Below are 21701 nucleotides of genomic sequence, written 5' to 3'. Positions count from 1 at the left end.
CACTACCTCCAGGCCTATGGTGATCCTGTGGGAGCGGGTTTACCCGCGAAGAGGCCAGCACAGGATTGCACCTTCATCGTAACCCCCCGCTACAAACTCCCCGGGCATGTTCCCGACTTAGCCGTATAATGCCCCACCTGTCATGTGTGAAAATGTACCCATCCCCAGGTAACCGAGCCTACGCCCAAGAACACAGGTGCTGTACATGGATTTCAACCCGCTGGACCTTATCCTGCATCTCGATGCTTACCTCGATCTGCTGGTCACCAATTACGGTCCCTGGATCTACGCCATCCTGTTCACCGTGATCTTCTGTGAAACCGGGCTGGTGGTCATGCCCTTCCTGCCTGGCGACTCGTTGCTGTTCATCGCTGGCGCCGTGGCCGCGGGTGGCGGCATGGACCCGGTGCTGCTGGCCGGCCTGCTGATGGCCGCCGCGATCCTGGGCGACAGCACCAACTACGTGATCGGCCGAACCGCCGGCGAACGGCTGTTCAACAACCCCAACTCGAAAATTTTCCGCCGCGACTACCTGCAGCGTACCCACGACTTCTACGAACGCCACGGCGGCAAGACCGTGACCATGGCGCGCTTCCTGCCCATTCTGCGTACCTTTGCGCCGTTCGTCGCCGGCATCGCCCACATGCATTACCCGCGCTTCCTCGGCTTCAGCGTCGCCGGTTCGCTGCTGTGGGTCGGTGGCCTGGTCACCCTGGGCTACTTCTTCGGCAACGTGCCATTCATCAAGCAGCACCTGTCGCTGATGGTTGTGGCCATCATCATCCTGTCGCTGGTGCCGATGCTCCTCGGCTTGCTGCGTGGCCGCCTGGGCCGTGCGGCCAAGGCTCACTGACCGAGCACCATGTGGTCGTTCAGCGCCTGGCGGCGCAAGCGCACCCTGGCGCGCTACCCGATTACGCCACAGCAATGGCAGGCAGTGCGCGAGCGCCTGCCGATGCTGGACGGCATCAGTGACGCAGAAGACCACTGGCTGCGCGAAGCCTGCATCCTGTTTCTGCTCGACAAGCACCTCACCTGCCTGCCCGGCGTCGAGCTGGACGACGAGCAGCGCCTGTTGCTGGCGGCCCAGGCCCAGCTGCCGCTACTGCAGCTGGGCGAGCTGAACTGGTACCAGGGCTTTCACGAAATCATCCTGTACCCCGACGATTTCAAAAGCCCGCAACGCCACCGCGATGCCAGTGGCGTGGAGCACGTGTGGGACGGCGAGCACAGCGGCGAGGCCTGGCAACAGGGCCCGATCATCCTGGCCTGGAACGGCGTGCTGGCCAGTGGTGGCTGGGAAGCCTACAACCTGGTCATCCATGAGCTGGCGCACAAGCTCGACATGCTCAACGGCGATGCCAACGGCCTGCCGCCGCTGCACAGCGGCATGCCGGTGGATGAATGGGCAGCGGCCATGCAGCAAGCCTACGACGACCTCAACCGCCAGCTGGACGCCAACCCCGACGCCGAAACCGCCATCGACCCCTATGCCGCGGAAAACCCGGCAGAGTTCTTTGCCGTTACCAGCGAGTACTTCTTTAGTGCCCCCGACCTGCTGCAACAGGCTTATCCACAGGTCTACCGCCAGTTGTCGCTGTTCTACCGCCAGGACCCGCTGGCGCGCCTGCTGCGGCTGCAGGCCGAACACCCCGAATACCGCGAAAGCCACGCCTGACGGGGCCGCACATCAGGCCAGGCGTGGCATGCCCCGGCAGAATGTGCCTATAATCGCCGCCACTTTTTTGGTCAAACACGGGGGCACTGCCCAATGAGCTACAGCAAGATTCCGGCGGGCAAAGACCTGCCGAACGACATCTACGTCGCCATCGAGATCCCGGCCAACCACGCGCCGATCAAATACGAGATCGACAAGGACAGCGACACCCTGTTCGTCGACCGTTTCATGGCTACCCCAATGTTCTACCCAGCCAACTACGGCTTCATCCCGAACACCCTGGCTGACGACGGTGACCCGCTGGACGTGCTGGTGGTTACCCCTTACCCGGTAGCCCCAGGTTCGGTTATCCGTGCCCGTCCGGTTGGCGTGCTGAACATGACCGACGACGGCGGCGGCGACGCCAAGGTCATCGCTGTTCCTCACGACAAGCTGTCGCAGCTGTACGTTGACGTGAAGGAATACACCGACCTGCCAGCCCTGCTGATCCAGCAGATCGAGCACTTCTTTGCCAACTACAAAGATCTCGAGAAGGGCAAGTGGGTCAAGATCGAAGGTTGGGAAGGCGCCGACGCCGCCCGTGCCGCGATCACCAAATCGGTTGCTGCCTACAAGGGCTGATACCGATTGCAGGAAAAACCCCGCCTTGGCGGGGTTTTTTTATGCCCGAATGAGCGATGCGGTGATTACCGGTAAAAAGTCCTACGCAGTCCTACACCAACGCCCTACAAACCGGCACTTTTCACACAAATCCCGTCAACACCCGGTTCATATCCCTGCTGGCCCACCGCCGCTACACTCGCCGCATGAACAATTCTGGCGACCGCCTCAAAGCCCTTCTCCATGAATGTGGCCTGACCCCTTCCGATTTCGCCGCCCTGCGCAGCGTCACACCGCAGCACGTCAACAACTGGTTCAACCGCGGTGTGCCCTTGGCCCGGCTGGACGAGCTGGCCGACCTGTTCTGTGTTCATCGTCGTTGGCTGCGTACAGGCGAAGGGCCCAAGCACCCCAACTCGATCCTGCGCCACTGCCCGCCACGGCCGGCACCTGCCCACCCACCTACCCCGCTGTAGGTACATCGCGGCCGGGTAATGCAGGTGCCTTTTTACGAACTGCAAAACGGCGTGCTTTCGCCAGTTGCGGGCAAACACCTGCGCTTGCCCGCAAAAGCGCTGAAAGGGTTGGGTGTATGTGGCGATAACGCCATCTGCATGGCGATGGTTGCCAGCAACATGGTGCCGCTGATACCGCTGGAGGCCACCCTGGCCATTGACCTGGGCATGACCCAGGTGGTCGAGGGCGAGACCTATGCCTTGCTGCACAACGGCACGCTCAGGGTGAACAACCTCAGCCTCAGCCAGCACGGCACGCTGTACCTGCACAGCCATGACCGGCGCAACTATGCGGTCGAACGCTATACCCCCGCGCAGCGCCAGGCGCAGGGCCTGGAGATTCTCGGCTGGGTATTCCACTGGTCGCATTTCCGCCAGCAGCGGCCCGGCTGAAACAACCTGTGCCATTTTTTGCTGGGCATCCTGCGTTCGCCCTTGTATGCTACGCCGCACATTCAGCCCCGACCGGCGCGAGCCGCGGTCCAGAGGGCTCGGCGATATCCCACACGGGCATCTGCCATCTCTTTCAGGCCCTTGATGGCCACACAGTTAAGGCGATTGCGGCTTACCATAAATTAGTCGGAAGCGTCCCCGAGAAGCCGGCCACAAGCCGGCTTTTTAATGCCCCCATCAAAATCGCCAGGCGCATCGCCGACAAGCCAGCCCCACCTGGCCGACGTCACAGGCGCAACAACCCCGTCGGCGTAAACCTGTCAGCTACAACCCAGATCAAAAGTCATACCGCGCCCCAACCATCATGCTCCGCGACGGCCCATAGAAGTTGAACGTCGAGGTCGACCCCACCCTCGACAGGTAGTCCCGGTCGAACAGGTTGTTGACGTTGAAGGTGGCGGTCAGCTTCGAGGTAACCGGGTACGACAGCATCGCATCTACAGTGGCATAGCCCGGTGCATCGATACGCACACCGCCATTTTCGGAGTAGAAGTTGCTCATCGCCGAAATACCGCCACCAATCGCCAGGCCGGTCAGCGGCCCTTGGCTGATGGTGTACTTGCTCCACAACGAAGCCTGGTTGCGCGGCATGATGAAGAAGGTGGTTTCGGTATCACCCTTGACGGTTTCGGTTTCCATCCAGGTATAGCCGGCCAACAGCTCCCAGTTCGGCGTCAGCTTGCCGCTCACCTCCACTTCGGCGCCCTTCACGCGTGTCTTGCCGGATGCAACGGAGTCGGTGGTAGCCACACCGTCAGCGTCGTACACCGTGGTGGCGCGGTTCTTGTCGGTCAGGCGGAACACCGAGAAGCGGGTATTCAGGTCGCCGCCGAAGTAGCTGCTCTTCAGGCCGAACTCGTACTGCTCGCCTTCGCGCGGCTTCAGCACCCGGCCGTTGCTGTCAGTGTCGGACTGTGGCTTGAACACCTGCGAGTAGCTGGCATACAGCGCGTGGTTGTCGGTCAGGTCATAGACCAGGCCGCCATACGGGGTGAAATGGCCGTCCACTCGCTTGCTGTCATTTGTAGTCGCGCCGCTGCTGAGGGTGGTGGTGTAGAAGTCACCGCGATACCAGCTGAAGCGGCCACCTGCGATCAGCGCCAGGCGCTCGACCGGGCGGAAGGTGACCTTGGAGTACAGGCCGTATTCCTCTTCCTGCATGCCAGTCTCGGTACTGTAGTTGGGCGACGGCTTGGCGAACTGCTTCGGCGAATACGTGTTGACGTTGATGGCGCCCAGATTGGTGGTGCCATTGAGGTACTCGGTGTCGTAGTTCTTGTAGTCGCTGCCGAGCACGAATTCGCTGACCTGGCCGAAGGTTTCGAACGGCTGGCTGTAGCTGGCGTCCAGCGAGTAAGTGTCCTGGGTGAAATCGCGGGCGCTGGCGCGCTCGGAGTTGGCTCCGGTAGTAGCGTTGGTCGCGGTGAAGGCGTACAGGTAGTTGGTGTCGCGGTGCGAACCACGGGCCGCAACACGGCCGTAGCCGCCGTTGTCGAAGCGGTGGGTCAGTTCGGCGACCAGGTCGGTGGTCTTGCCGTCGAAGTAGTTCCAGTCCGCCCCCAGGAAGCGCGAGTGGCTGAAGTCGGGCACCTCGCCGGACAGTGTGGCCGGGTAGCCGTTGTGCGGGGTGATGTTCTTCACTTCGTGGATCAGGCCAAACGACAGTGTGGTGGCGTCGTCCACGTCGACATCCAGCGCGCCATAGTAACTGTTGCTGGTATTGGCGTTGTAATCGACCTCGCCATTGGTGTCGTCACGCGAGGCGATGAAACGCCCGCGCACACGGCCGGCATCGTCCAGAGGCCCGCTCAGGTCGATTTCTTCATGGTTGGTGTCCCAGGTGCCGTAGCTGCCTTCGATATGGCCCTGGAACTCGGCGGTCGGGCGCTTGCGCACCATATTGACGATACCGCCCAGCTCGCTGGTGCTGCTGAACAGCCCGGCCGGGCCACGCATGATCTCAACCCGGTCGAACGCCGCCAGCGACGGCACGGTGCCGAAGATGCTGGCCATCGGCGCCGGCAGGCCGTCGATGTTGAACTCGCTGTACTCGTAGCCACGGGCGTAGATCGACGAGCGGCCGCTGTCGTTGGTCAGGGTACGCAGGCCGGCGGTGTACTTGGCCAGGTCATCCAGGTGCACGAACTGACGGTCCTTGACGTAGTCCTGGGTGTACACGGTGATCGACTGCGGGATGTCCTTAAGCGCGGCAGGCGTCTTGGTGCCCACGGTAGCGGCATCGACGCTGTAACCGCCGGTTTCTTCCGAGGGCAGCATGTCGTACAGGCGGTTGCCTTCGATGGTCAATGCCGGCAGGTCGAGCGAGCTATCGTCGGCCGCCGCCTGGGTCGCCACCGTTTCGGCCAGTGCCGACAACGAAAACGGCGCCAGCAACCCCAGCACCAGCCAGCCCCGCACCCGTCGCGAGCTCCCCACACCTTTATAACCGTTCATGACACACCCTTACCCAAATGATAGTAATTCGCAAATGAAATACTTTGCTTTTTGCGAACGATACCGGAGGGAAAACGGGGGTGCAGCATCATTAACCTTCTTAACACATCAGGGCGTTGCCCTCTCCCCACCCGCAGTGGGATGATTTGCAACTGATAGAAGTTCTCATTCAAGGCTCGCCGTGCCCACCTCACTTCTCCTCGCTGAAGACGACCCACGCCTGCTTCAGGACCTGGAACGCCATTTCCGCAATCGCGGTTTTCGGGTGCATGCCTGCGCCAGCGGCACCCAGGCCCTGAAGGCCATACAGCAAGCGCAATTCGACCTGGTGCTGCTGGACATCATGCTGCCGGGTATCGACGGCCTCAGCCTGCTCGACGAGTTGCGCCGCCAGCAGGCGGTGCCGGTCATGCTGATGTCGGCGCTGGGGGCCGAGCAGGACCGCATCAGTGGCTTTACCCGTGGTGCGGACGATTACCTGCCCAAGCCGTTTAGCCTGGCCGAGCTGAACGCACGGGTTGATGCCTTGCTGCGGCGTGTGGCATTTGATCGCGGTACGGCGCTGCGTGCCGACGTCGGCGAGGTGAAGCTGGACCACGACCGCCAGGACGTTATCCACAACGGTAACGCCGCTGGCCTTACCGCCTCCGAATTCCGCTTGCTCGCCACGTTGCGGGCCCACCCCGGCGAAGCCTTGAGCAAGCCATTCCTGTACCAGACTGTGCTGCATCGGGCTTATACCCGCCTGGATCGCGGCCTGGATGTGCATGTGTGCAACCTGCGCCGCAAACTGGCCGACATCAGTGCCCAGCACCTGCAGATTCAGGCCGTACGCGGCCAGGGCTACATCCTGGTCGACACGGAGCAGCCCTGATGCGCCGCCACCCATTGCTGTGGAAACTGGCCGTACTGCAGGTCAGCTTCTGCCTGTTGTTGGTCTGGCTGATCTGGACCTGGGGCCTGTCGGTGGAGCGCAGTACGTACTTCCTGTCCCAGGCCGACCAAGGCTACCTGGCCCGCTATGCGCAACAGGCCGAACAGGCCTGGGAACAAGGCGGCGCGGCCGGCGCAGAGGCCTGGCGCAGGCAGCTGGAGCGGGCTGAAGACACTTGGGTGGCGGTGATCGGCCCACACCTGCAAAGCCTTGGCACCACGCCGCTGAGTGCCGAGGAAGCCAGCCACCTGACGTTCATGCGCAAACTCGACTGGCCGATGAGCCGGCGCCTGCAGGATGAGCTGCCCTACGTCAGCATCGAGTTCCCGCAACACCCCGAAAACGGCCGCCTCGTGATGCAGCTGCCCGAACACCTGCTACCCACCGGCCTGACGCCATGGACCCACCTGGTCACCCACGGCCTTGCCCCCGCGCTGCTCGCGCTGCTACTGGGCCTGGCGCTGTATCGCCACCTGGTGGTGCCGCTGAACCGCCTGCGTGACCGCGCCGACGCCCTGCGTGCCGATGACCTGAACAGCCCCGCCCTGCCCCTGCAGGAACGCCGTGACGAGCTGGGCGAACTGGCGCAGGCCTTTGAGCACATGGCCGGGCGCCTGCGCCAGAGCCTTGAGCAGCAACGCCTGCTGCTGCGCACGTTGTCTCACGAACTGCGCACGCCCTTGGCACGGCTACGTATCGCCCATGACAGCGACTTGCCACCGCTGCAGCTACGTGAACGCCTGGACCGCGAAGTCGCCGACATGCAGACGCTGCTGGAGGACACGCTGGACCTGGCCTGGATGGACACCGAACAACCCAACTTGCCGACCGAGCCAGTGTTGCTGGTTTCCGTGTGGGAGGCACTGTGCCAGGACGTCTGTTTCGAAAGCGGTTGGGACCGTGCGCGCCTGCCGTGTTCGCTCGGTACCGAATGCCTGGTGCAGGCCCACCTGGACAGCCTGGCCCAGGCCCTGGAAAACCTGATGCGCAATGCCATTCGCCATTCGCCGGCCGAAGGCCGGGTCAGCCTGGATGGCTGGCGCGAAGGCGACTGCTGGCACCTGCGCCTGAGCGACCAGGGGCCCGGTGTACCGCACGCCGACCTTGAACACATCTTCCAGCCTTACCAGCGCCTGGCCGGCAGCGGCGCCGGCTTCGGCCTGGGCCTGGCCATCGCCCGCCGCGCCATCGAACTGCAAGGCGGCCGCTTGTGGGCCAGCAATGGTCACCCAGGCCTGTGCCTGCACATGACCTTGCCGATTGCCCTGGACTGTTTAGAAAGTTAATGCGCTTTACGCCCAATCAGGACTGATTATCATCTGGGCGCTCCAGCCTTGCGCTCCTTGCAAAGCCCTGACGAGACGCCTGATGAGCAAGATAACCCTGGCCCTGACGCTGGCCCTGATCTTGGCAGAGCCCCTTGCGGCCCATGTTGCCCTCGCGCAGCCCGACCACGAACAGAAGATGGATACGTCGCTGCTGCAGCGTCAGGACCTGGCCTACCGCTTCAGCCAGCTGGACCTGGACTCGGCCGATGGCCAGCGACATTACCGCCTGTGGGTTGGCAAGCCGAACCGCCCGACGCCAGCGGCAGGCTACCCGGTGCTGTGGATGCTCGATGGCAATGCTGCGCTGGGCGCACTGGACAGCCAGCAGTTGGAAAACCTTGCCGCAGGCCAGGCGCCGTTGCTGGTAGCTGTGGGTTACCAGACCGAGCAGCGCATCGAGCGGGCTGGGCGCACTTATGACTACACCCCGGCCTTGCCTGGGCAGGCTGAACAGCGTGATCCACTGACTGGGCAGCCCAGTGGCGGCGTGGACGCGTTTCTTGATCTGCTGAGCGAGCGCATGCGGCCGATGGTGGCTACCGTGGCACCGGTCGACCTGCGGCGGCAAACACTGTGGGGGCACTCCTATGGCGGGTTGGCGGTATTGCATGCGCTGTTCACCCGGCCTGGGGAATTCAGCGATTTTGCGGCTGCCAGCCCTTCGCTGTGGTGGCATGACGGGGCGATCGTGCGGGAGGCAGAGGGCCTTGGCCAGCGCTTGGGTAGCAGCCGGCCTCGGTTGTTGCTGATGCGCGGCAGTGAAGAGCCGGCGAACCCGCGCATGCCAGTGCAGGGGGATGTGGAGCGGCCGGCGCGGGAGCTGGTGGCAGACTTGGCCAAGGTGCCGGGCTTGCAGGTGCGGTTCGAGCGGTTTGACGGGCTGGGGCATGGGCCGATGTTGCCGGCCTCGCTGAAACGGGTGGTTGAAGGGATGTCGCGGTAAGCCTGTGCCGGCGTCTTCGCGGGTAAACCCGCTCCGACAGGTTCTTCGCCAAGGCTGAATTTTGGGCACAGGCAGCAAACTTGTCAGCCCTTCACACACACCACCTGCCGCAACGTGTGCACCACCTCAACCAGCTCCCGCTGCGCACGCATCACCGCATCGATGTCCTTGTACGCCATCGGGATCTCGTCGATCACGTCTTTGTCTTTGCGGCACTCCACATGCGCCGTGGCCCGCCGCTGGTCTTCGACAGTGAAGCGGCTCTTGGCCTTGGTCCGGCTCATTACCCGGCCTGCGCCATGGCTGCAGGAACAGAATGACTGCTCATTGCCCAGCCCACGCACGATGAAGCTCTTGGCCCCCATGGAACCGGGGATGATGCCCAACTGCCCCTTCTGCGCCGATACCGCGCCTTTGCGCGTCACCAACACTTCGCGGCCAAAATGCTGCTCACGCTGCACATAATTGTGATGGCAGTTAACCGCTTCCAGGCTGGCCTCGAACGGTTTGCCCAACGCTTTGCGAGCCGCGCCGACTACAGCCAGCATCATCAGCTCGCGGTTCTGCCGGGCGTAGTCCTGCGCCCACTCCACGGCTTCGACATAGTCGGCGAAATGGCGGCTGCCTTCCTCGAAGTACGCCAGGTCCTTGTCCGGCAGGTTGGCCAGGTGCTGGCGCATATCGGCCTGGGCCAACTCGATGAACAGGTTGCCAATGGCATTGCCCACGCCACGTGAACCGCTGTGCAGCATGAACCAGACGCGGTCTGCTTCATCCAGGCATACCTCGATGAAATGGTTGCCGCCACCCAGCGTACCCAGGTGATGGCGGTTGTTGGTCTTCTCTAGCCGCGGGTATTTATCGGTAATGGCCTTGAAACGCCCGGCCAGCTGGCCCCAGGCCTTGTCCGCCTTGCCCGGCACATCGGCCCAGGCGCCCTGGTCACGTTTGCCGAAGGTCTTGCCATGCGGCACCGCCTGTTCAATGGCACTGCGCAGGCCGTGCAGGTTGTCTGGCAGGTCGCGGGCGTGCAGCGAGGTGCGCGCAGCGATCATGCCGCAGCCAATGTCCACGCCAACCGCTGCGGGGATGATCGCGCCGACCGTGGGGATCACGCTGCCGATGGTCGAGCCCTTGCCCAGGTGCACGTCCGGCATCACTGCCAGGTGCTTGAAGATGAACGGCATCCTGGCCGTATTCAGCAGTTGCTTGCGGGCGTCGTCTTCAACCGGCACACCGTCGGTCCACAATTTGACCGGCTTGCCGCCGGCGACCTGGAGAATGTCCATGGGGTTGTTCCTAGAATGCATAGCCAATGATACCGCCAAAGGTCGTAGAGCCGTGGGTTGTCAGCGGGGTGGCAATGTGCTGTATGCTTGGCGGGTCTTCAGGGCGGGGTGAAAGTCCCCACCGGCGGTAAATCGAAAGATGAGCCCGCGAGCGCCCCGGCCATGCCGGGGGTCAGCAGATCTGGTGCAACTCCAGAGCCGACGGTCATAGTCCGGATGAAAGAAGGCGTCAGGCAGGGGCCATCCGGGCGCCCCTGCGCGCGCATTTTGTTCGCCCCGAGACGTTCATCGATCATTCACGAGGAGCGTTTCATGTCCACCCAGCACCACGCGCAATTCCCCAATGTTTCCGCCGCCATTGCCGCTTTCCAGGCCGGGCGCCCTGTGCTGTTGCTCGACGATGACGACCGCGAGGACGAAGCGGACATCATTGCCGCCGCCGAGAACATTTCACTGCAGACCATGGCCATGATGATTCGCGACTGTAGCGGCATCGTCTGCCTGTGCCTGGACGAAGCCACCGTCGACGCATTGCAACTGGCACCGATGGTGCAAAACAACCAGGCCCGCCACGGCACCGGCTTTACCGTCACCATCGAGGCGGCAGAAGGTATCACCACCGGGGTTTCCGCCCAGGACCGCATTACCACCATTGCTGCGGCATTGCGCTCCACTGCGCAGCAACGCCATATCGTCAGCCCGGGGCATGTGTTCCCGCTGCGTGCCCGCAATGGCGGCGTGCTCACCCGCCGTGGGCATACCGAAGGTTCGGTGGACCTGGCCCGCCTTGCCGGCCTGCGCCCGGCAGCGGTGCTATGCGAACTGATGAACCCCGATGGCACTATGGCCCGTGGCGAGCAGGTGGCGGTGTATGCGCGGCAGTACAACTTGCCGGTGCTGACCATCGAAGAGCTGGCGCGGTACCGTGAGGCGATGCTGGAGCTGGAAGCAGAGCCTGCCTGATCCACCAACTTGGGGCCCTTTCGCGGGCTTGCCCGCGAAAGGGCCCTTGAAACCCACCTCATTGCCCCTGAAGTTTGCTCCCCCCGCCCTGCTCTGCTAGTGTCGCGCCGTTCTGAATGCCACCGAGACAGTCGCCATGGCCCGCAAAAAAGCCTCCCTCGATTTCGAGCAATCCCTCGCAGACCTGCAAGCACTGGTCGAGCGCCTGGAGAACGGCGAGTTGTCGCTGGAAGAGTCGCTGGCCGCCTTCGAGCAAGGCATCGCCCTGACCCGTGATTGCCAGGGCGCGTTAGCCCAGGCCGAACAGAAGGTGCAAATCCTGCTGGAACGCGATGGCGAACTGGCTGCCCAGCCCTTCGACGCGGAGCCGGAAGCATGATCGGCACCTACCAGGCCAGCTGCCAGGCGCGGGTCGACGCGGCCCTCGAACCGCTGTTCGTCGCACCGACCAAGGAACTCGAACGCCTTTACGCCGCCATGCGCTACAGCGTGATGAACGGCGGCAAGCGCGTACGCCCGTTGCTGGCCTACGCGGCCTGCGAAGCCTTGGGTGCTCCGGCCGAACAGGCCAACGGCGCGGCCTGCGCGGTAGAGCTGATCCATGCCTATTCGCTGGTGCATGACGACCTGCCGGCCATGGACGACGACGACTTGCGCCGCGGTCAGCCAACTACCCACAAAGCCTTTGACGAAGCCTGCGCCATCCTCGCTGGCGACGGCTTGCAGAGCCTGGCTTTCAGCGCCCTGCTCGACCCGCAGCTGAGCCCGCAGGCCGACAGCATCCGCCTGGCCATGGTCCAGGCCCTGGCCAAGGCTGCCGGCCCAGCCGGCATGGTCGGCGGCCAGGCCATCGACCTGGGCTCGGTAGGCCTGAAGCTGAACCAGCTGGCGTTGGAGTTCATGCACCGGCACAAGACCGGTGCGCTGATTGAAGCCAGCGTGCGCCTCGGCGCCTTGGCCAGCGCCCGCGCCGAACAGGCGCAGCTGGATGCCCTGCAGACTTATGCACAAGCCATCGGCCTGGCGTTCCAGGTGCAGGACGACATCCTCGACGTAGAAAGCGACACCGCCACCCTGGGCAAACGCCAAGGTGCTGACATCGCTCGTGACAAACCGACCTACCCGGCCCTGCTGGGGCTGGAAGCGGCCAAGGCCTATGCGATCGAACTGCGCGACCAGGCGCTGGTCGCATTGGAAGGCTTCGGCGAAAAGGCCGAGCCACTGCGGGCGCTGGCACGTTACATCGTCGAACGCCGCAACTAAACAGCTTAACCTATCCCTGTGGGAGCGGGTTCATCGGAACGCCGAACCGCCGCGAATGCATCGGCAAATTCAAGATCGCATTCGCGGATGAACCCGCTCCCACAGGGGGCCGCGTAACCCGTGGTTGAATGGGCAGTATTTCCTACAATGGGGTAAACTGCCGCGTCTTCACACACCTATAACGACTCGCCTGATGCCCACGACGTTTCAAGAGATCCCCCGCGAACGCCCGGTCACGCCGTTGCTCGACCGCGCTGACACGCCTGCCGGCCTGCGCCGGCTGGCCGAAGCCGACCTGGAGACCCTGGCCGACGAGCTGCGCCAGGAGCTGCTCTACACCGTGGGTCAGACCGGTGGGCATTTTGGTGCCGGCCTGGGCGTCATCGAACTGACTATCGCCCTGCACTATGTGTTCGACACCCCGGACGACCGACTGGTGTGGGATGTGGGCCATCAGGCCTACCCGCACAAGATCCTCACCGGGCGCCGTAACCGCATGCTCAGCCTGCGCCAGAAGGACGGCATCGCCGCCTTCCCGCGCCGCAGCGAAAGCGAGTACGACACCTTCGGCGTCGGCCACTCCAGCACCTCGATCAGCGCCGCCCTGGGCATGGCCATTGCCGCCCGCCTGCAGAACAGCGCACGCAAGTCGATCGCGGTGATTGGTGACGGCGCCCTGACCGCCGGCATGGCCTTCGAGGCGTTGAACCACGCCCAGGAAGTCAACGCCAACATGCTGGTGATCCTCAACGACAACGACATGTCGATTTCGCGCAATGTCGGCGGCCTGTCCAACTACCTGGCCAAGATCCTCTCCAGCCGCACCTACGCGAGCATGCGCGAAGGCAGCAAGAAAGTGCTGTCGCGCCTGCCGGGCGCCTGGGAAATCGCCCGCCGCACCGAGGAGTACGCCAAAGGCATGCTGGTGCCGGGCACGCTGTTCGAAGAGCTGGGCTGGAACTACATCGGCCCGATCGACGGCCACGACCTGCCGACCATGATCGCCACCCTGCGCAACATGCGTGACCTCAAGGGCCCGCAGTTCCTGCACGTGGTGACCAAGAAGGGCAAGGGCTTCGCCCCGGCCGAGATCGACCCGATCGGCTACCACGCCATCACCAAGCTGGAACCGGCCGACAAACCCGCCGCGCCGAAGAAAGCCAGCGGCCCGAAATACTCCGCGGTGTTCGGCCAGTGGCTGTGCGACATGGCCGCGGCCGACAACCGCCTGGTGGGCATTACCCCGGCGATGAAGGAAGGCTCCGACCTGGTCGACTTCAGCGAGCGCTACCCGGAGCGTTATTTCGACGTGGCGATTGCCGAGCAGCATGCCGTGACCCTGGCGGCCGGCATGGCCTGCGAGGGCAGCAAGCCGGTGGTGGCGATCTACTCCACCTTCCTGCAGCGCGCCTACGACCAGCTGATCCATGATGTGGCGGTGCAGAACCTCGACGTGCTGTTCGCCATCGACCGCGCCGGCCTGGTCGGCGAAGACGGCCCGACCCACGCCGGCAGCTACGACCTGTCGTACCTGCGCTGCATCCCGGGCATGCTGGTAATGACCCCAAGCGACGAGAACGAGTTGCGCAAGATGCTCAGCACCGGCCACTTGTACAATGGCCCGGCGGCGGTGCGCTACCCACGCGGTACCGGCCCCAACGCACCGATCAGCGGTGACCTGCAGCCGCTGGAAATCGGCAAGGGTGTGGTCCGCCGCCAAGGTGAAAAAGTTGCCCTGCTGGTGTTCGGCGTGCAGCTGGCCGAGGCCATGCAGGTTGCCGAGCAGATCAACGCCACGGTGGTCGACATGCGCTTCGTCAAACCACTGGACGAGGCCCTGGTGCTGGAACTGGCTGGCAGCCATGAGCTGCTGGTAACCATCGAAGAGAACGCCATCATGGGCGGCGCCGGTGCTGCGGTGGGTGAGTTCCTCGCCAGTGAAGCCGTAGTCAAGCCGCTGCTGCACCTTGGGCTGCCGGACATCTATGTCGAGCATGCCAAGCCTGCGCAAATGCTGGCCGAGTGTGGGCTCAATGCGGCCGGGATCGAGGCTTCGGTGAAAGCCCGCATGGCCAAGCTCGGCTTGTAATCCCCGGGGCCGCTTTGCGGCCCATCGCGACACAAGGCCGCTCCTACAGGGATCGCGCATTTCTGTAGGAGCGGCCTTGTGTCGCGATCGAGGGCGCAGCCCTCGCAAAATGGTACTGCCCATGAAAGCCCCAAGCTTCGCCACCCTGCTCTGCCTCCCCCTGCCGTTACTGGCCACCGAACGCGACGACGCCCTCAAGCTCCCCGACGTGCTGATCAGCGCCAGCCGCCAGGTCGAGTCGCGCACCGCCACCAGCGCCGCCAACACGGTCTTCACCCGCACCGACATCGACCGCCTGCAACCCACCAGCGTCACCGACCTGCTCACCCGCGTGCCGGGCGTGCAAGTGGCACCCACCGGTGGCCGTGGCAGCCTGCCGGGCATCTTCATCCGCGGTACCAAAGCCGCACAAAGCCTGGTGCTGGTCGACGGCGTGCGCATCGCCAACGCCACCTCGGGCGACAGCGGCCTGCAGTTTCTCGATGTCGACCAGATCGAGCGGGTGGAAGTGCTGCGCGGTTCGCGCTCGGCGGTGTATGGCAGCGACGCCATTGGTGGAGTGATCCAGATCTTCACCCGGCGCAGCAATGGCCCCGGCCTGCAGCCACGGCTGCGCATGGCCGCCGGCAGCAACCAGACCTTCCAACGCAGCCTGGGGCTTTCTGGCGGTGACGACGCTACCCGCTTCAACCTCGGCGCTAGCCTGGATGAAACGGCCGGCATCGACTCGACCGGGCCGTCGTATGCCAGCGACAATGACCATGACGCCTACCGCAACAAGTCATTCAACCTGAGCCTCAGCCACACCTTTGGTGAACGCTTCGAGGCCGGCCTGAACCTGCTCGACAGCCGTGGCCGCCACGAATTCGACGAGCCGCGCGGCTCTAGCCCGCAAGTGCCTTATTCGAAATTCGCCGTCAGCAGTATCGGCAGCTATCTGGATGCCCAGGTCACCGAGCAGTGGAACACACGGTTCGAACTGGCCCACAGCGAAAACCGCGACGACAGCCGAGACAAGCTCAGCCATTCAAGCTCTCCGTTCAATACCTACCGCGACCAGGCCACCTGGCAAAACAACCTGGCCCTGGATGAACGTAACAGCCTGCTGCTGGGTGGCGACTGGTATGAAGACCGTGTCCATGCAAGTGCGGACTTCACCGAAGACAGCCGCTGGAACCGTGCGCTGTTTGCCCAGCATCGCTTTCATGGCGACCACTTCTCCACCGAGCTTGGCCTGCGCCACGACAAGAATCAGCAGTTCGGTGGGCAGACCACCTGGAGCGGCAGCCTGACCGTGCCGATGAACGAGGCCAATGATGTATTGCTGTCGTACAGCGAAGGCTTCCGCGCACCCACCTTCAACGACCTGTACTTCCCCGGCTACAACAACCCGCACCTCAAGCCCGAGCACTCGAAAAGCTACGAATTGCAATGGCGCAGCCAGCTGAGCGAAAGCAGCAAGCTGGAAACCTCGCTGTACCGCACCGACTTGCGGGACGCGATCGACTACGCCGACCAACCCGTGAATGTTGGCTCCGCCCGCATCAATGGTTTCGAGATGGCCCTGAGCCAGGAATGGAATGGCTGGACAGCTCAACTGGGCCTGGCACTGATCGACCCGCGCAACCGGGAAAACGGTCATACCCTCGCCCGCCGGGCTCGACGCACATTAAGCCTGGACGTCGACCGCCAGTTCGACCGATTTGCTGTTGGCGCTTCCTGGCAAACAGCCAGCAGTAGCTACAACGACGAAGCCAATACCGACTCAATCAGTGGCTATGGCACATTGGGCTTGCGTGGAAGCTGGATGGCGAGTCGCGAGCTTACGCTCGACCTGAAGCTGGATAACGTGCTGGACAAGCAGTACAGCCGCACCCATTACAACCACTTGGGCAACAACTACGGCTATCGCGAAGAAGGCCGCACTTGGCTGTTCAGCGTCACCTGGACGCCGGCGCTTTAGCCGCTAGCAACGCGCACAAGCGGGCAGTGGCTTCGATCATCTGCCCACTGGGGCGCTCCAGGCCTTTGTCGGGCACCACCAGCAAGCGTTCATCGGCAACCGCACGCAGTTGCGGCCAGGCCTTCCAGCTCGCCAGCTGTGCCTGGTCGCCGGCCAGAATGACCTGCGGATTGCGCAGCAGCACAGACTCCACATTCACTTGCGGCGCCGGTTGGCTGAGGTCTGCAAAGACATTGCGCGCCCCACACACGGCCAAAGCGTCGCTTACCACCTGCCGGCCACCCAGGGTGTACAACGGCCGGTCCCAAACCTGGTAGAACACCTGCAAAGGCTCGTCACGCCGATACTGCTGGCGCAGCTGCCGCAGCCGGTCACGCAGGGCCTGAGCATACTGGTGGCCTTGCTCGGCACGGCCGATGCGCACGGCAATGGCTTCGATCTGTTCGACCAACTGGTCGATGTCATGGGGTTCGGCGCTGAAGGTGGCAATGCCCAGGCGCTTGAGCTGGTCGCGTTGGGCTGGCGGTACGCTGCCCGACCACAGCAGCAACAGGTCGGGGCGCAGGCTGAGCAGGCGCTCCATGTCCAGTTGCCCTTGTCGCCCGACCGACGGCAGGTCGCGCAGCGCCGCCGGCCGCTCGCCACCGTCGAGCACACCCACCAGCAGGTCGTCGGCCTGCAGTTCGAGCATGATCTCGCTCATCGAGGGTGCCAGGCTGACGACCCGCAGGGGTTCGCTGGCCAGTGCGGTGCAGGCGAACAGCGCCAGCAGGCCGGGCAGCAGGCGCATCAGCCGAGTTGGCGCGGAATGCGATAGAGGTACAACACCACCACGGTGGACACCGCCAGCAGGATTTGCGGCACCGCTTCCAGGCCAACCAGCACCGACAGTGCGGCGACCCAGGCCGGGAAGCAGGCATACAGCATGGCCTGGCGGCGTACCCGCGCCAGTTCGATCCAGGCGGCGGGCTCTTCGCCGGTGCCAAGCACCTTGGAGGTGGCGATGAGTGCACGCTTGTAGGCGCCAAAGCGCGGCAGGCTGAGGAACATGGTTGCCGCGCCGGCGATGAACAGCGGCATGGCCAGCACCGGGATCAGCGCATCACCGCCACCGAATGCCCAAGCCATGACCGGCAGCGGCACCAGGCCCACCGCCAGGTACTGCCACCAGGCCAGTGCCAGGCGCCGCTTGACCTCGGCGCGGGTCACGCCTGGGGCACCTCGCCCTGGTGTTCGTTGCCCAGCATGTGGCCGAGCTTGCCGGCCTTGGTCGCCAGGTAGTAGCGGTTGTGCGGGTTGTGCCCGGTGTGCAGCGGCACGCGCTCGGCAACCACGATGTTCATGTCGGTCAGGGCTTTGACCTTGCGCGGGTTGTTGGTCATCAGGCGCAGCGCCTTCACACCCAGGTGCTCGAGCATCGGCAGGCACATGGCGTAGTCGCGCTGGTCGGCGGCAAAGCCCAGGCGCTCGTTGGCTTCGACGGTGTCGGCACCGCCATCCTGCAGCTCGTAGGCGCGGATCTTGTTCAACAGGCCGATGCCACGGCCTTCCTGACGCAGGTACAGCAGCACGCCACGGCCTTCACGGGCAATGGCCTGCAGCGCGGCTTCCAGCTGCGAGCCGCAGTCGCAGCGCTGGCTGAACAGGGCATCGCCGGTCAGGCACTCGGAATGCAGGCGCCCCAGCACCGGCTGGCCGTCCGCGATGTCACCCAGGCTGAGCACCACGTGCTCACGGCCAGTGGCTTCATCGAGGAAGCCATGCATGGTGAAGGTCGCGAAGGGAGTCGGAAGTTTAGAGGCGGCAACAAAGACGACGGGCACGTTGTGCTCCTGGAATAAGTTGAAAATTTCTCGTGGGCCGATTGTATCAGCAGCTTGGGGGCTGTGGGCTGGCTGAATACCGTGGGTTAAGATCGAAAAGTTCGATGCTTAAGCTAACCAGGCCCGGCCCGGCCTCACTGCGGTTTGCTATCCGGACTGAACGGATACGGCTGCTGCCAATGCTCGAAAATCGGCTTCAGCTCGCCACTGCGCACCATCTCGGCCATGCGCTTGTCGAACAGGTCGCGCAGGGCCTTGGCCTGGTCATTGCGGGCGAAGGCCAGGTACAGCGGCAGCTCGGCCACATGGGTGCGGCGGAAGCGTTCGGGCTGGGAAGCCTGGCCAAGTACGTAGTCGACCTCGGTCAACGCATCGATGTAGAAATCCACACGGTCATGCTCAAGCATTGGCAGGATGCCTTCACGACGCTGGATTTCACGGAACTGATGCACATTGGGCAGGTAGCTGCCGTAGTCATAGCCACGCACCCAGGCCAGGCGGTACTTGCCCACGGTCTCCAGGGTAGGCACAGGCTTGCTGGTAAGCCCCAGGGCGTAGATATGGTCCATATCGAAATGCCAGCGCGGGTACAGGTTGTCGTCGTTCTCTTCCTTGTACGAGCCAACCCAGGCGTCGGCCTCGCCCCGCTTGACCAGCCCGACCGCACGGCTGTAAGGCGCGCTCTGGGTAACCACCTTGACCCCGGCCGGCTCGAACACCTTGCGCAGTACGTCCCAGGCCACCCCGGTACCGTCGGCATTGGTGTAGTCGAGCCACTCCTCGCTGACCAGGTGGATCTGCTTTGGCACGCCTTCGGCAGCCGACACCCACGGGGCAACACTCAGCAGCATTGCCAGCAGCACAGTCCTTATGGCCATTCACGCGCTCCCTGTTTCAGGCAACCGCCCACACCAGAACCTGCATGCCCAGCCAGGCAAACACGCCTGCCAGGATATCGTCGAGCATGATGCCGACGCCCCCATGCACATGGCGGTCGATCCAGCGGATCGGCCACGGCTTGAGGATGTCGAAGAAGCGGAACATCAGGAACCCCGCCAGCAGCCACTGCCAGCCTTCCGGCACCAGCCAGAGGGTGATCCACATGCCGACAATCTCGTCCCAGACAATGCCTTCATGGTCGTGCACGCGCAAGTCATTGGCGACTTTGCCGCACAGCCAGAAGCCAAACAGCATGCTCACACCGAGCAGCAGCCAGTAGCCCCAGTCGGGCAGCATCTGCCACAGCGGGATGAACGGGATGGCCACCAGCGAGCCCCAGGTCCCCGGGGCCTTTGGCAAGGTGCCGGAACCGAAGCCAAACGCGATGAAGTGCCACGGGTTGCGCCAGACCGAAGGCGGAACAAACTCCGCAGGCACCTGGTTGGGGTGATCGGTCACGGTGTCTCCCTAAAGTGTTGATAGCCCCGCTGAACGGGGGTGATGTCCTGGCCGTGCGCGTCGCGCAAGGTCACACCCTGCCCTTCGAGCACGCGACCGATGGTATGCACTTCGATGAAGCCGAAGTCTGCCAGGGGCGCCAGCGCCTCGGGCGGCAGGGTGAAGGCCAGCACGTAATCGTCGCCACCGGTAAGTGCCGCCTGCAGCGCCGCTTCGCGGCCGAGGAAGGTCTCTAGAGCAGGAGACACTGGCACCTGCGCCAGGTTCACCTCCAGCGCCACGCCGGACGCCTTGGCGATATGCCCACAGTCGGCGAGCAGGCCATCGGAAATATCCAGCGCCGCTGTAGCCCGGCCACGCAGCAGCGCACCGAGGGTGAGCTGCGGCATTGGCGACCAGTAATGGGCCAGCAGCGGCTCGGCCTGCGCAGCAGGCGCTTCGCGCTCACCCAGCACCAGCGGCAAGGCACCGGCGGCCTTGCCCAGCGAACCGCCAACACACAGCAGGTCGCCTGGCCGTGCACCACTGCGGCGCAGCGCCTGGCCAGCCGGCACGCGGCCGAACACCGTAACAGTAATGCTCAGCGGCCCCCGCGTGGTGTCGCCACCAATCAGGCTCATACGGCAACGGTGGGCCATGCGGCTGAGGCCGTCGGCATAGGCCGCGAGCCAGTCAGGGCCAACGTCAGGCAGGGTCAGGGCGAGGGTAAAGCCGATGGCGGTTGCGCCCATGGCTGCCAGGTCACTGGCCGCCACGGCCAACGAACGCTGGCCAAGCAGCAGCGGATCGCAAACAGTGGGGAAATGCACCCCGGCGACCAGGGTGTCGGTCGACACCGCCAGTTGCTCGCCGGGGGGAAGATCCAGCAGGGCGCAGTCGTCGCCGATACCCAGGGCCACGCCCTCGCCGCCCTGCGCACAAGGCGCGGCGGCGAAGTAATGGTTGATCAGCTCGAACTCACCCATGGGCAGGCAGCGCCGGAATCAGCGCTTGTTCGCCTTGACTTCTGCTTCACGCAGGGCCGGGGCGAGCTTGTCCAGCACGCCATTGACGAACTTGTGGCCGTCGGTGGCACCGAAGACCTTGGCCAGTTCCACGCCTTCGTTGATCACTACGCGGTACGGTACGTCGACGCGTTTGATCAGCTCCCAGGTGGACAGACGCAGCACGGCCAGCTCGACCGGGTCGAGCTCTTCCAGTGCGATAGCCATGCAAGGCACCAGCGCCTTGTCGATTTCGCTCTTGATCGCCGGGACCCCGTGCAGGATCTCGCGGAAATAGGCGCCGTCGACATCGGTGAAATCGTTATCGACCCGGAACTGCGCTTCGATCTCGTTCAGCGAATGCTGGGCCATGTGCCACTGGTAGAGGGCCTGGGTCGCGAGCTTGCGGGCTTCGCGGCGCTTGGCGCTCTTCGACGGCTTGCCGGCATCCGCAGGTTTTGGATCGCGCGGGTTGAAACGATCGCTTTCGTCGCTAATCACTTGGCCTCCAACTGCGCCAGCAGGCTGACCATTTCCAGAGCGGACAGGGCAGCTTCAGCACCTTTGTTGCCGGCCTTGGTGCCGGAACGTTCGATGGCTTGCTCGATGGAGTCGACGGTCAGTACGCCGAAGGCCACCGGAACACCGAACTCCATGGACACCTGGGCCAGGCCCTTGGTGCATTCGCCCGCCACGTATTCGAAGTGCGGGGTACCACCACGGATCACGGCGCCCAGGGCAATGATCGCGTCGTAGGCGCCTTGCTGGGCGACCTTCTGTGCCACCAGCGGGATTTCGAATGCACCCGGGGCACGGATGATGGTGATGTCGCTTTCGCTGACACCGTGGCGTACCAGGGCGTCAACGGCACCGCTTACCAGGCTTTCGACAACGAAGCTGTTGAAGCGGCCAACCACCAAAGCATAGCGACCTTTGGGGGCGATGAAGGTACCTTCGATGGTCTTCAGGGTCATTCCGATATTCTCATCTTCAAGAGCGAGGCCGCATACAAGCGGCCTCGACAG

At 63.8% G+C, this 21701-nt stretch carries 21 protein-coding genes, 1 pseudogene and 1 riboswitch; of the genes and pseudogenes, 12 read left to right on the top strand and 10 right to left on the bottom strand.

What is annotated here, in order from left to right:
* Window positions 1–205: 205 nt before the first annotated feature.
* From ABE456_RS08755 to ABE456_RS08740, 4 genes and pseudogenes are all read left to right on the top strand, one after another.
* Window positions 206–853 carry a DedA family protein gene (locus tag ABE456_RS08755; RefSeq protein WP_346643531.1) on the top strand — a complete coding sequence of 216 codons (648 nt, stop codon included), beginning with the start codon at window positions 206–208 and terminating at the stop codon, window positions 851–853.
* Between the two features lie 9 nt (window positions 854–862).
* Window positions 863–1678, top strand: coding sequence for a M90 family metallopeptidase (locus ABE456_RS08750; RefSeq protein ID WP_346643530.1), 816 nt, complete (start codon window positions 863–865; stop codon window positions 1676–1678).
* 93 nt (window positions 1679–1771) lie between these two features.
* A complete protein-coding gene (gene ppa / locus ABE456_RS08745) occupies window positions 1772–2299 on the top strand; it encodes an inorganic diphosphatase (RefSeq protein ID WP_003255365.1) in 528 nt (175 codons plus the stop codon).
* A 185-nt stretch (window positions 2300–2484) separates the two neighbouring features.
* Window positions 2485–3186, top strand: a pseudogene (locus ABE456_RS08740) (helix-turn-helix transcriptional regulator).
* 336 nt (window positions 3187–3522) lie between these two features.
* Here ABE456_RS08740 and ABE456_RS08735 read toward each other — a convergent pair.
* Window positions 3523–5700, bottom strand: coding sequence for a TonB-dependent siderophore receptor (locus ABE456_RS08735; protein ID WP_346643529.1), 2178 nt, complete (start codon window positions 5698–5700; stop codon window positions 3523–3525).
* Between the two features lie 181 nt (window positions 5701–5881).
* Here ABE456_RS08735 and ABE456_RS08730 point away from each other — a divergent pair, with 181 nt between their 5' ends.
* The 3 genes from ABE456_RS08730 (at window position 5882) to ABE456_RS08720 (ending at window position 8905) form a co-directional block, all read left to right on the top strand.
* The gene (locus ABE456_RS08730) at window positions 5882–6574 is read left to right on the top strand and encodes a response regulator transcription factor (RefSeq protein ID WP_346643528.1); all 693 of its coding nucleotides are present in this window, start codon (window positions 5882–5884) and stop codon (window positions 6572–6574) included.
* A complete protein-coding gene (locus ABE456_RS08725) occupies window positions 6574–7920 on the top strand; it encodes a sensor histidine kinase (RefSeq protein WP_346643527.1) in 1347 nt (448 codons plus the stop codon). The genes ABE456_RS08730 and ABE456_RS08725 overlap by 1 nt, the downstream gene beginning before the upstream one ends.
* An 82-nt stretch (window positions 7921–8002) precedes the next feature.
* On the top strand, window positions 8003–8905 hold the full coding sequence (locus tag ABE456_RS08720; RefSeq protein WP_346643526.1) for an alpha/beta hydrolase: 903 nt from the start codon (window positions 8003–8005) through the stop codon (window positions 8903–8905).
* Between the two features lie 83 nt (window positions 8906–8988).
* Here the strand turns inward: ABE456_RS08720 and ABE456_RS08715 are convergent, their stop codons facing one another.
* The gene (locus ABE456_RS08715) at window positions 8989–10194 is read right to left on the bottom strand and encodes an RtcB family protein (RefSeq protein ID WP_346643525.1); all 1206 of its coding nucleotides are present in this window, start codon (window positions 10192–10194) and stop codon (window positions 8989–8991) included.
* A 90-nt stretch (window positions 10195–10284) separates the two neighbouring features.
* Window positions 10285–10426: riboswitch (FMN riboswitch) on the top strand.
* Between the two features lie 80 nt (window positions 10427–10506).
* Between ABE456_RS08715 and ribB the strand changes: the two genes are divergently transcribed.
* The 5 genes from ribB (at window position 10507) to ABE456_RS08690 (ending at window position 16472) form a co-directional block, all read left to right on the top strand.
* On the top strand, window positions 10507–11157 hold the full coding sequence (gene ribB / locus ABE456_RS08710) for a 3,4-dihydroxy-2-butanone-4-phosphate synthase (RefSeq protein WP_346643524.1): 651 nt from the start codon (window positions 10507–10509) through the stop codon (window positions 11155–11157).
* A gap of 136 nt (window positions 11158–11293) precedes the next feature.
* Window positions 11294–11536, top strand: coding sequence for an exodeoxyribonuclease VII small subunit (locus tag ABE456_RS08705; RefSeq protein ID WP_003255380.1), 243 nt, complete (start codon window positions 11294–11296; stop codon window positions 11534–11536).
* Window positions 11533–12420: a (2E,6E)-farnesyl diphosphate synthase gene (gene ispA / locus ABE456_RS08700; RefSeq protein ID WP_346643523.1), complete on the top strand. Its 888-nt coding sequence runs from the start codon at window positions 11533–11535 to the stop codon at window positions 12418–12420. The genes ABE456_RS08705 and ispA overlap by 4 nt, the downstream gene beginning before the upstream one ends.
* A gap of 193 nt (window positions 12421–12613) precedes the next feature.
* Window positions 12614–14509 carry a 1-deoxy-D-xylulose-5-phosphate synthase gene (gene dxs / locus ABE456_RS08695; protein WP_346643522.1) on the top strand — a complete coding sequence of 632 codons (1896 nt, stop codon included), beginning with the start codon at window positions 12614–12616 and terminating at the stop codon, window positions 14507–14509.
* Window positions 14510–14630: 121 nt separating this feature from the next.
* Window positions 14631–16472 carry a TonB-dependent receptor gene (locus ABE456_RS08690; RefSeq protein ID WP_346643521.1) on the top strand — a complete coding sequence of 614 codons (1842 nt, stop codon included), beginning with the start codon at window positions 14631–14633 and terminating at the stop codon, window positions 16470–16472.
* Here ABE456_RS08690 and ABE456_RS08685 read toward each other — a convergent pair.
* The 8 genes from ABE456_RS08685 to ribE all read right to left on the bottom strand — a co-directional run bounded on the left by ABE456_RS08685 (window position 16450) and on the right by ribE (window position 21650).
* Entirely contained in the window at window positions 16450–17262 is an 813-nt protein-coding gene (locus ABE456_RS08685; protein WP_346643520.1) for a cobalamin-binding protein, read from the bottom strand. The two genes, ABE456_RS08690 and ABE456_RS08685, sit on opposite strands and share 23 nt — an antisense overlap.
* Window positions 17262–17681, bottom strand: coding sequence for an MFS transporter (locus ABE456_RS08680; RefSeq protein ID WP_346643519.1), 420 nt, complete (start codon window positions 17679–17681; stop codon window positions 17262–17264). Before ABE456_RS08680 ends, ABE456_RS08685 begins: the two co-directional genes overlap by 1 nt.
* Window positions 17678–18295 (bottom strand): GTP cyclohydrolase II, encoded by a 618-nt coding sequence (ribA, locus tag ABE456_RS08675; protein WP_346643518.1) that lies wholly within the window; start codon window positions 18293–18295, stop codon window positions 17678–17680. The genes ABE456_RS08680 and ribA overlap by 4 nt, the downstream gene beginning before the upstream one ends.
* 134 nt (window positions 18296–18429) lie before the next feature.
* Window positions 18430–19173, bottom strand: a complete 744-nt coding sequence (locus tag ABE456_RS08670; protein ID WP_346643517.1) for a transporter substrate-binding domain-containing protein — start codon at window positions 19171–19173, stop codon at window positions 18430–18432.
* Window positions 19174–19189: 16 nt separating this feature from the next.
* A complete protein-coding gene (locus ABE456_RS08665) occupies window positions 19190–19693 on the bottom strand; it encodes a phosphatidylglycerophosphatase A (RefSeq protein ID WP_003255391.1) in 504 nt (167 codons plus the stop codon).
* Entirely contained in the window at window positions 19690–20658 is a 969-nt protein-coding gene (gene thiL, locus ABE456_RS08660) for a thiamine-phosphate kinase (RefSeq protein ID WP_346643516.1), read from the bottom strand. The genes ABE456_RS08665 and thiL overlap by 4 nt, the downstream gene beginning before the upstream one ends.
* Before the next feature lie 18 nt (window positions 20659–20676).
* Window positions 20677–21177, bottom strand: coding sequence for a transcription antitermination factor NusB (gene nusB / locus ABE456_RS08655; protein ID WP_346643515.1), 501 nt, complete (start codon window positions 21175–21177; stop codon window positions 20677–20679).
* Window positions 21174–21650: a 6,7-dimethyl-8-ribityllumazine synthase gene (ribE, locus tag ABE456_RS08650; RefSeq protein WP_003255395.1), complete on the bottom strand. Its 477-nt coding sequence runs from the start codon at window positions 21648–21650 to the stop codon at window positions 21174–21176. Before ribE ends, nusB begins: the two co-directional genes overlap by 4 nt.
* Window positions 21651–21701: the final 51 nt, after the last annotated feature.

Origin of the sequence: Pseudomonas sp. TWI929, assembly GCF_039673335.1 — a bacterium.
Classification (GTDB): Bacteria; Pseudomonadota; Gammaproteobacteria; order Pseudomonadales; family Pseudomonadaceae; genus Aquipseudomonas.
Note: the sequence above shows the minus strand (reverse complement) of the source record. Positions and strands in the feature narration are given on the sequence as shown.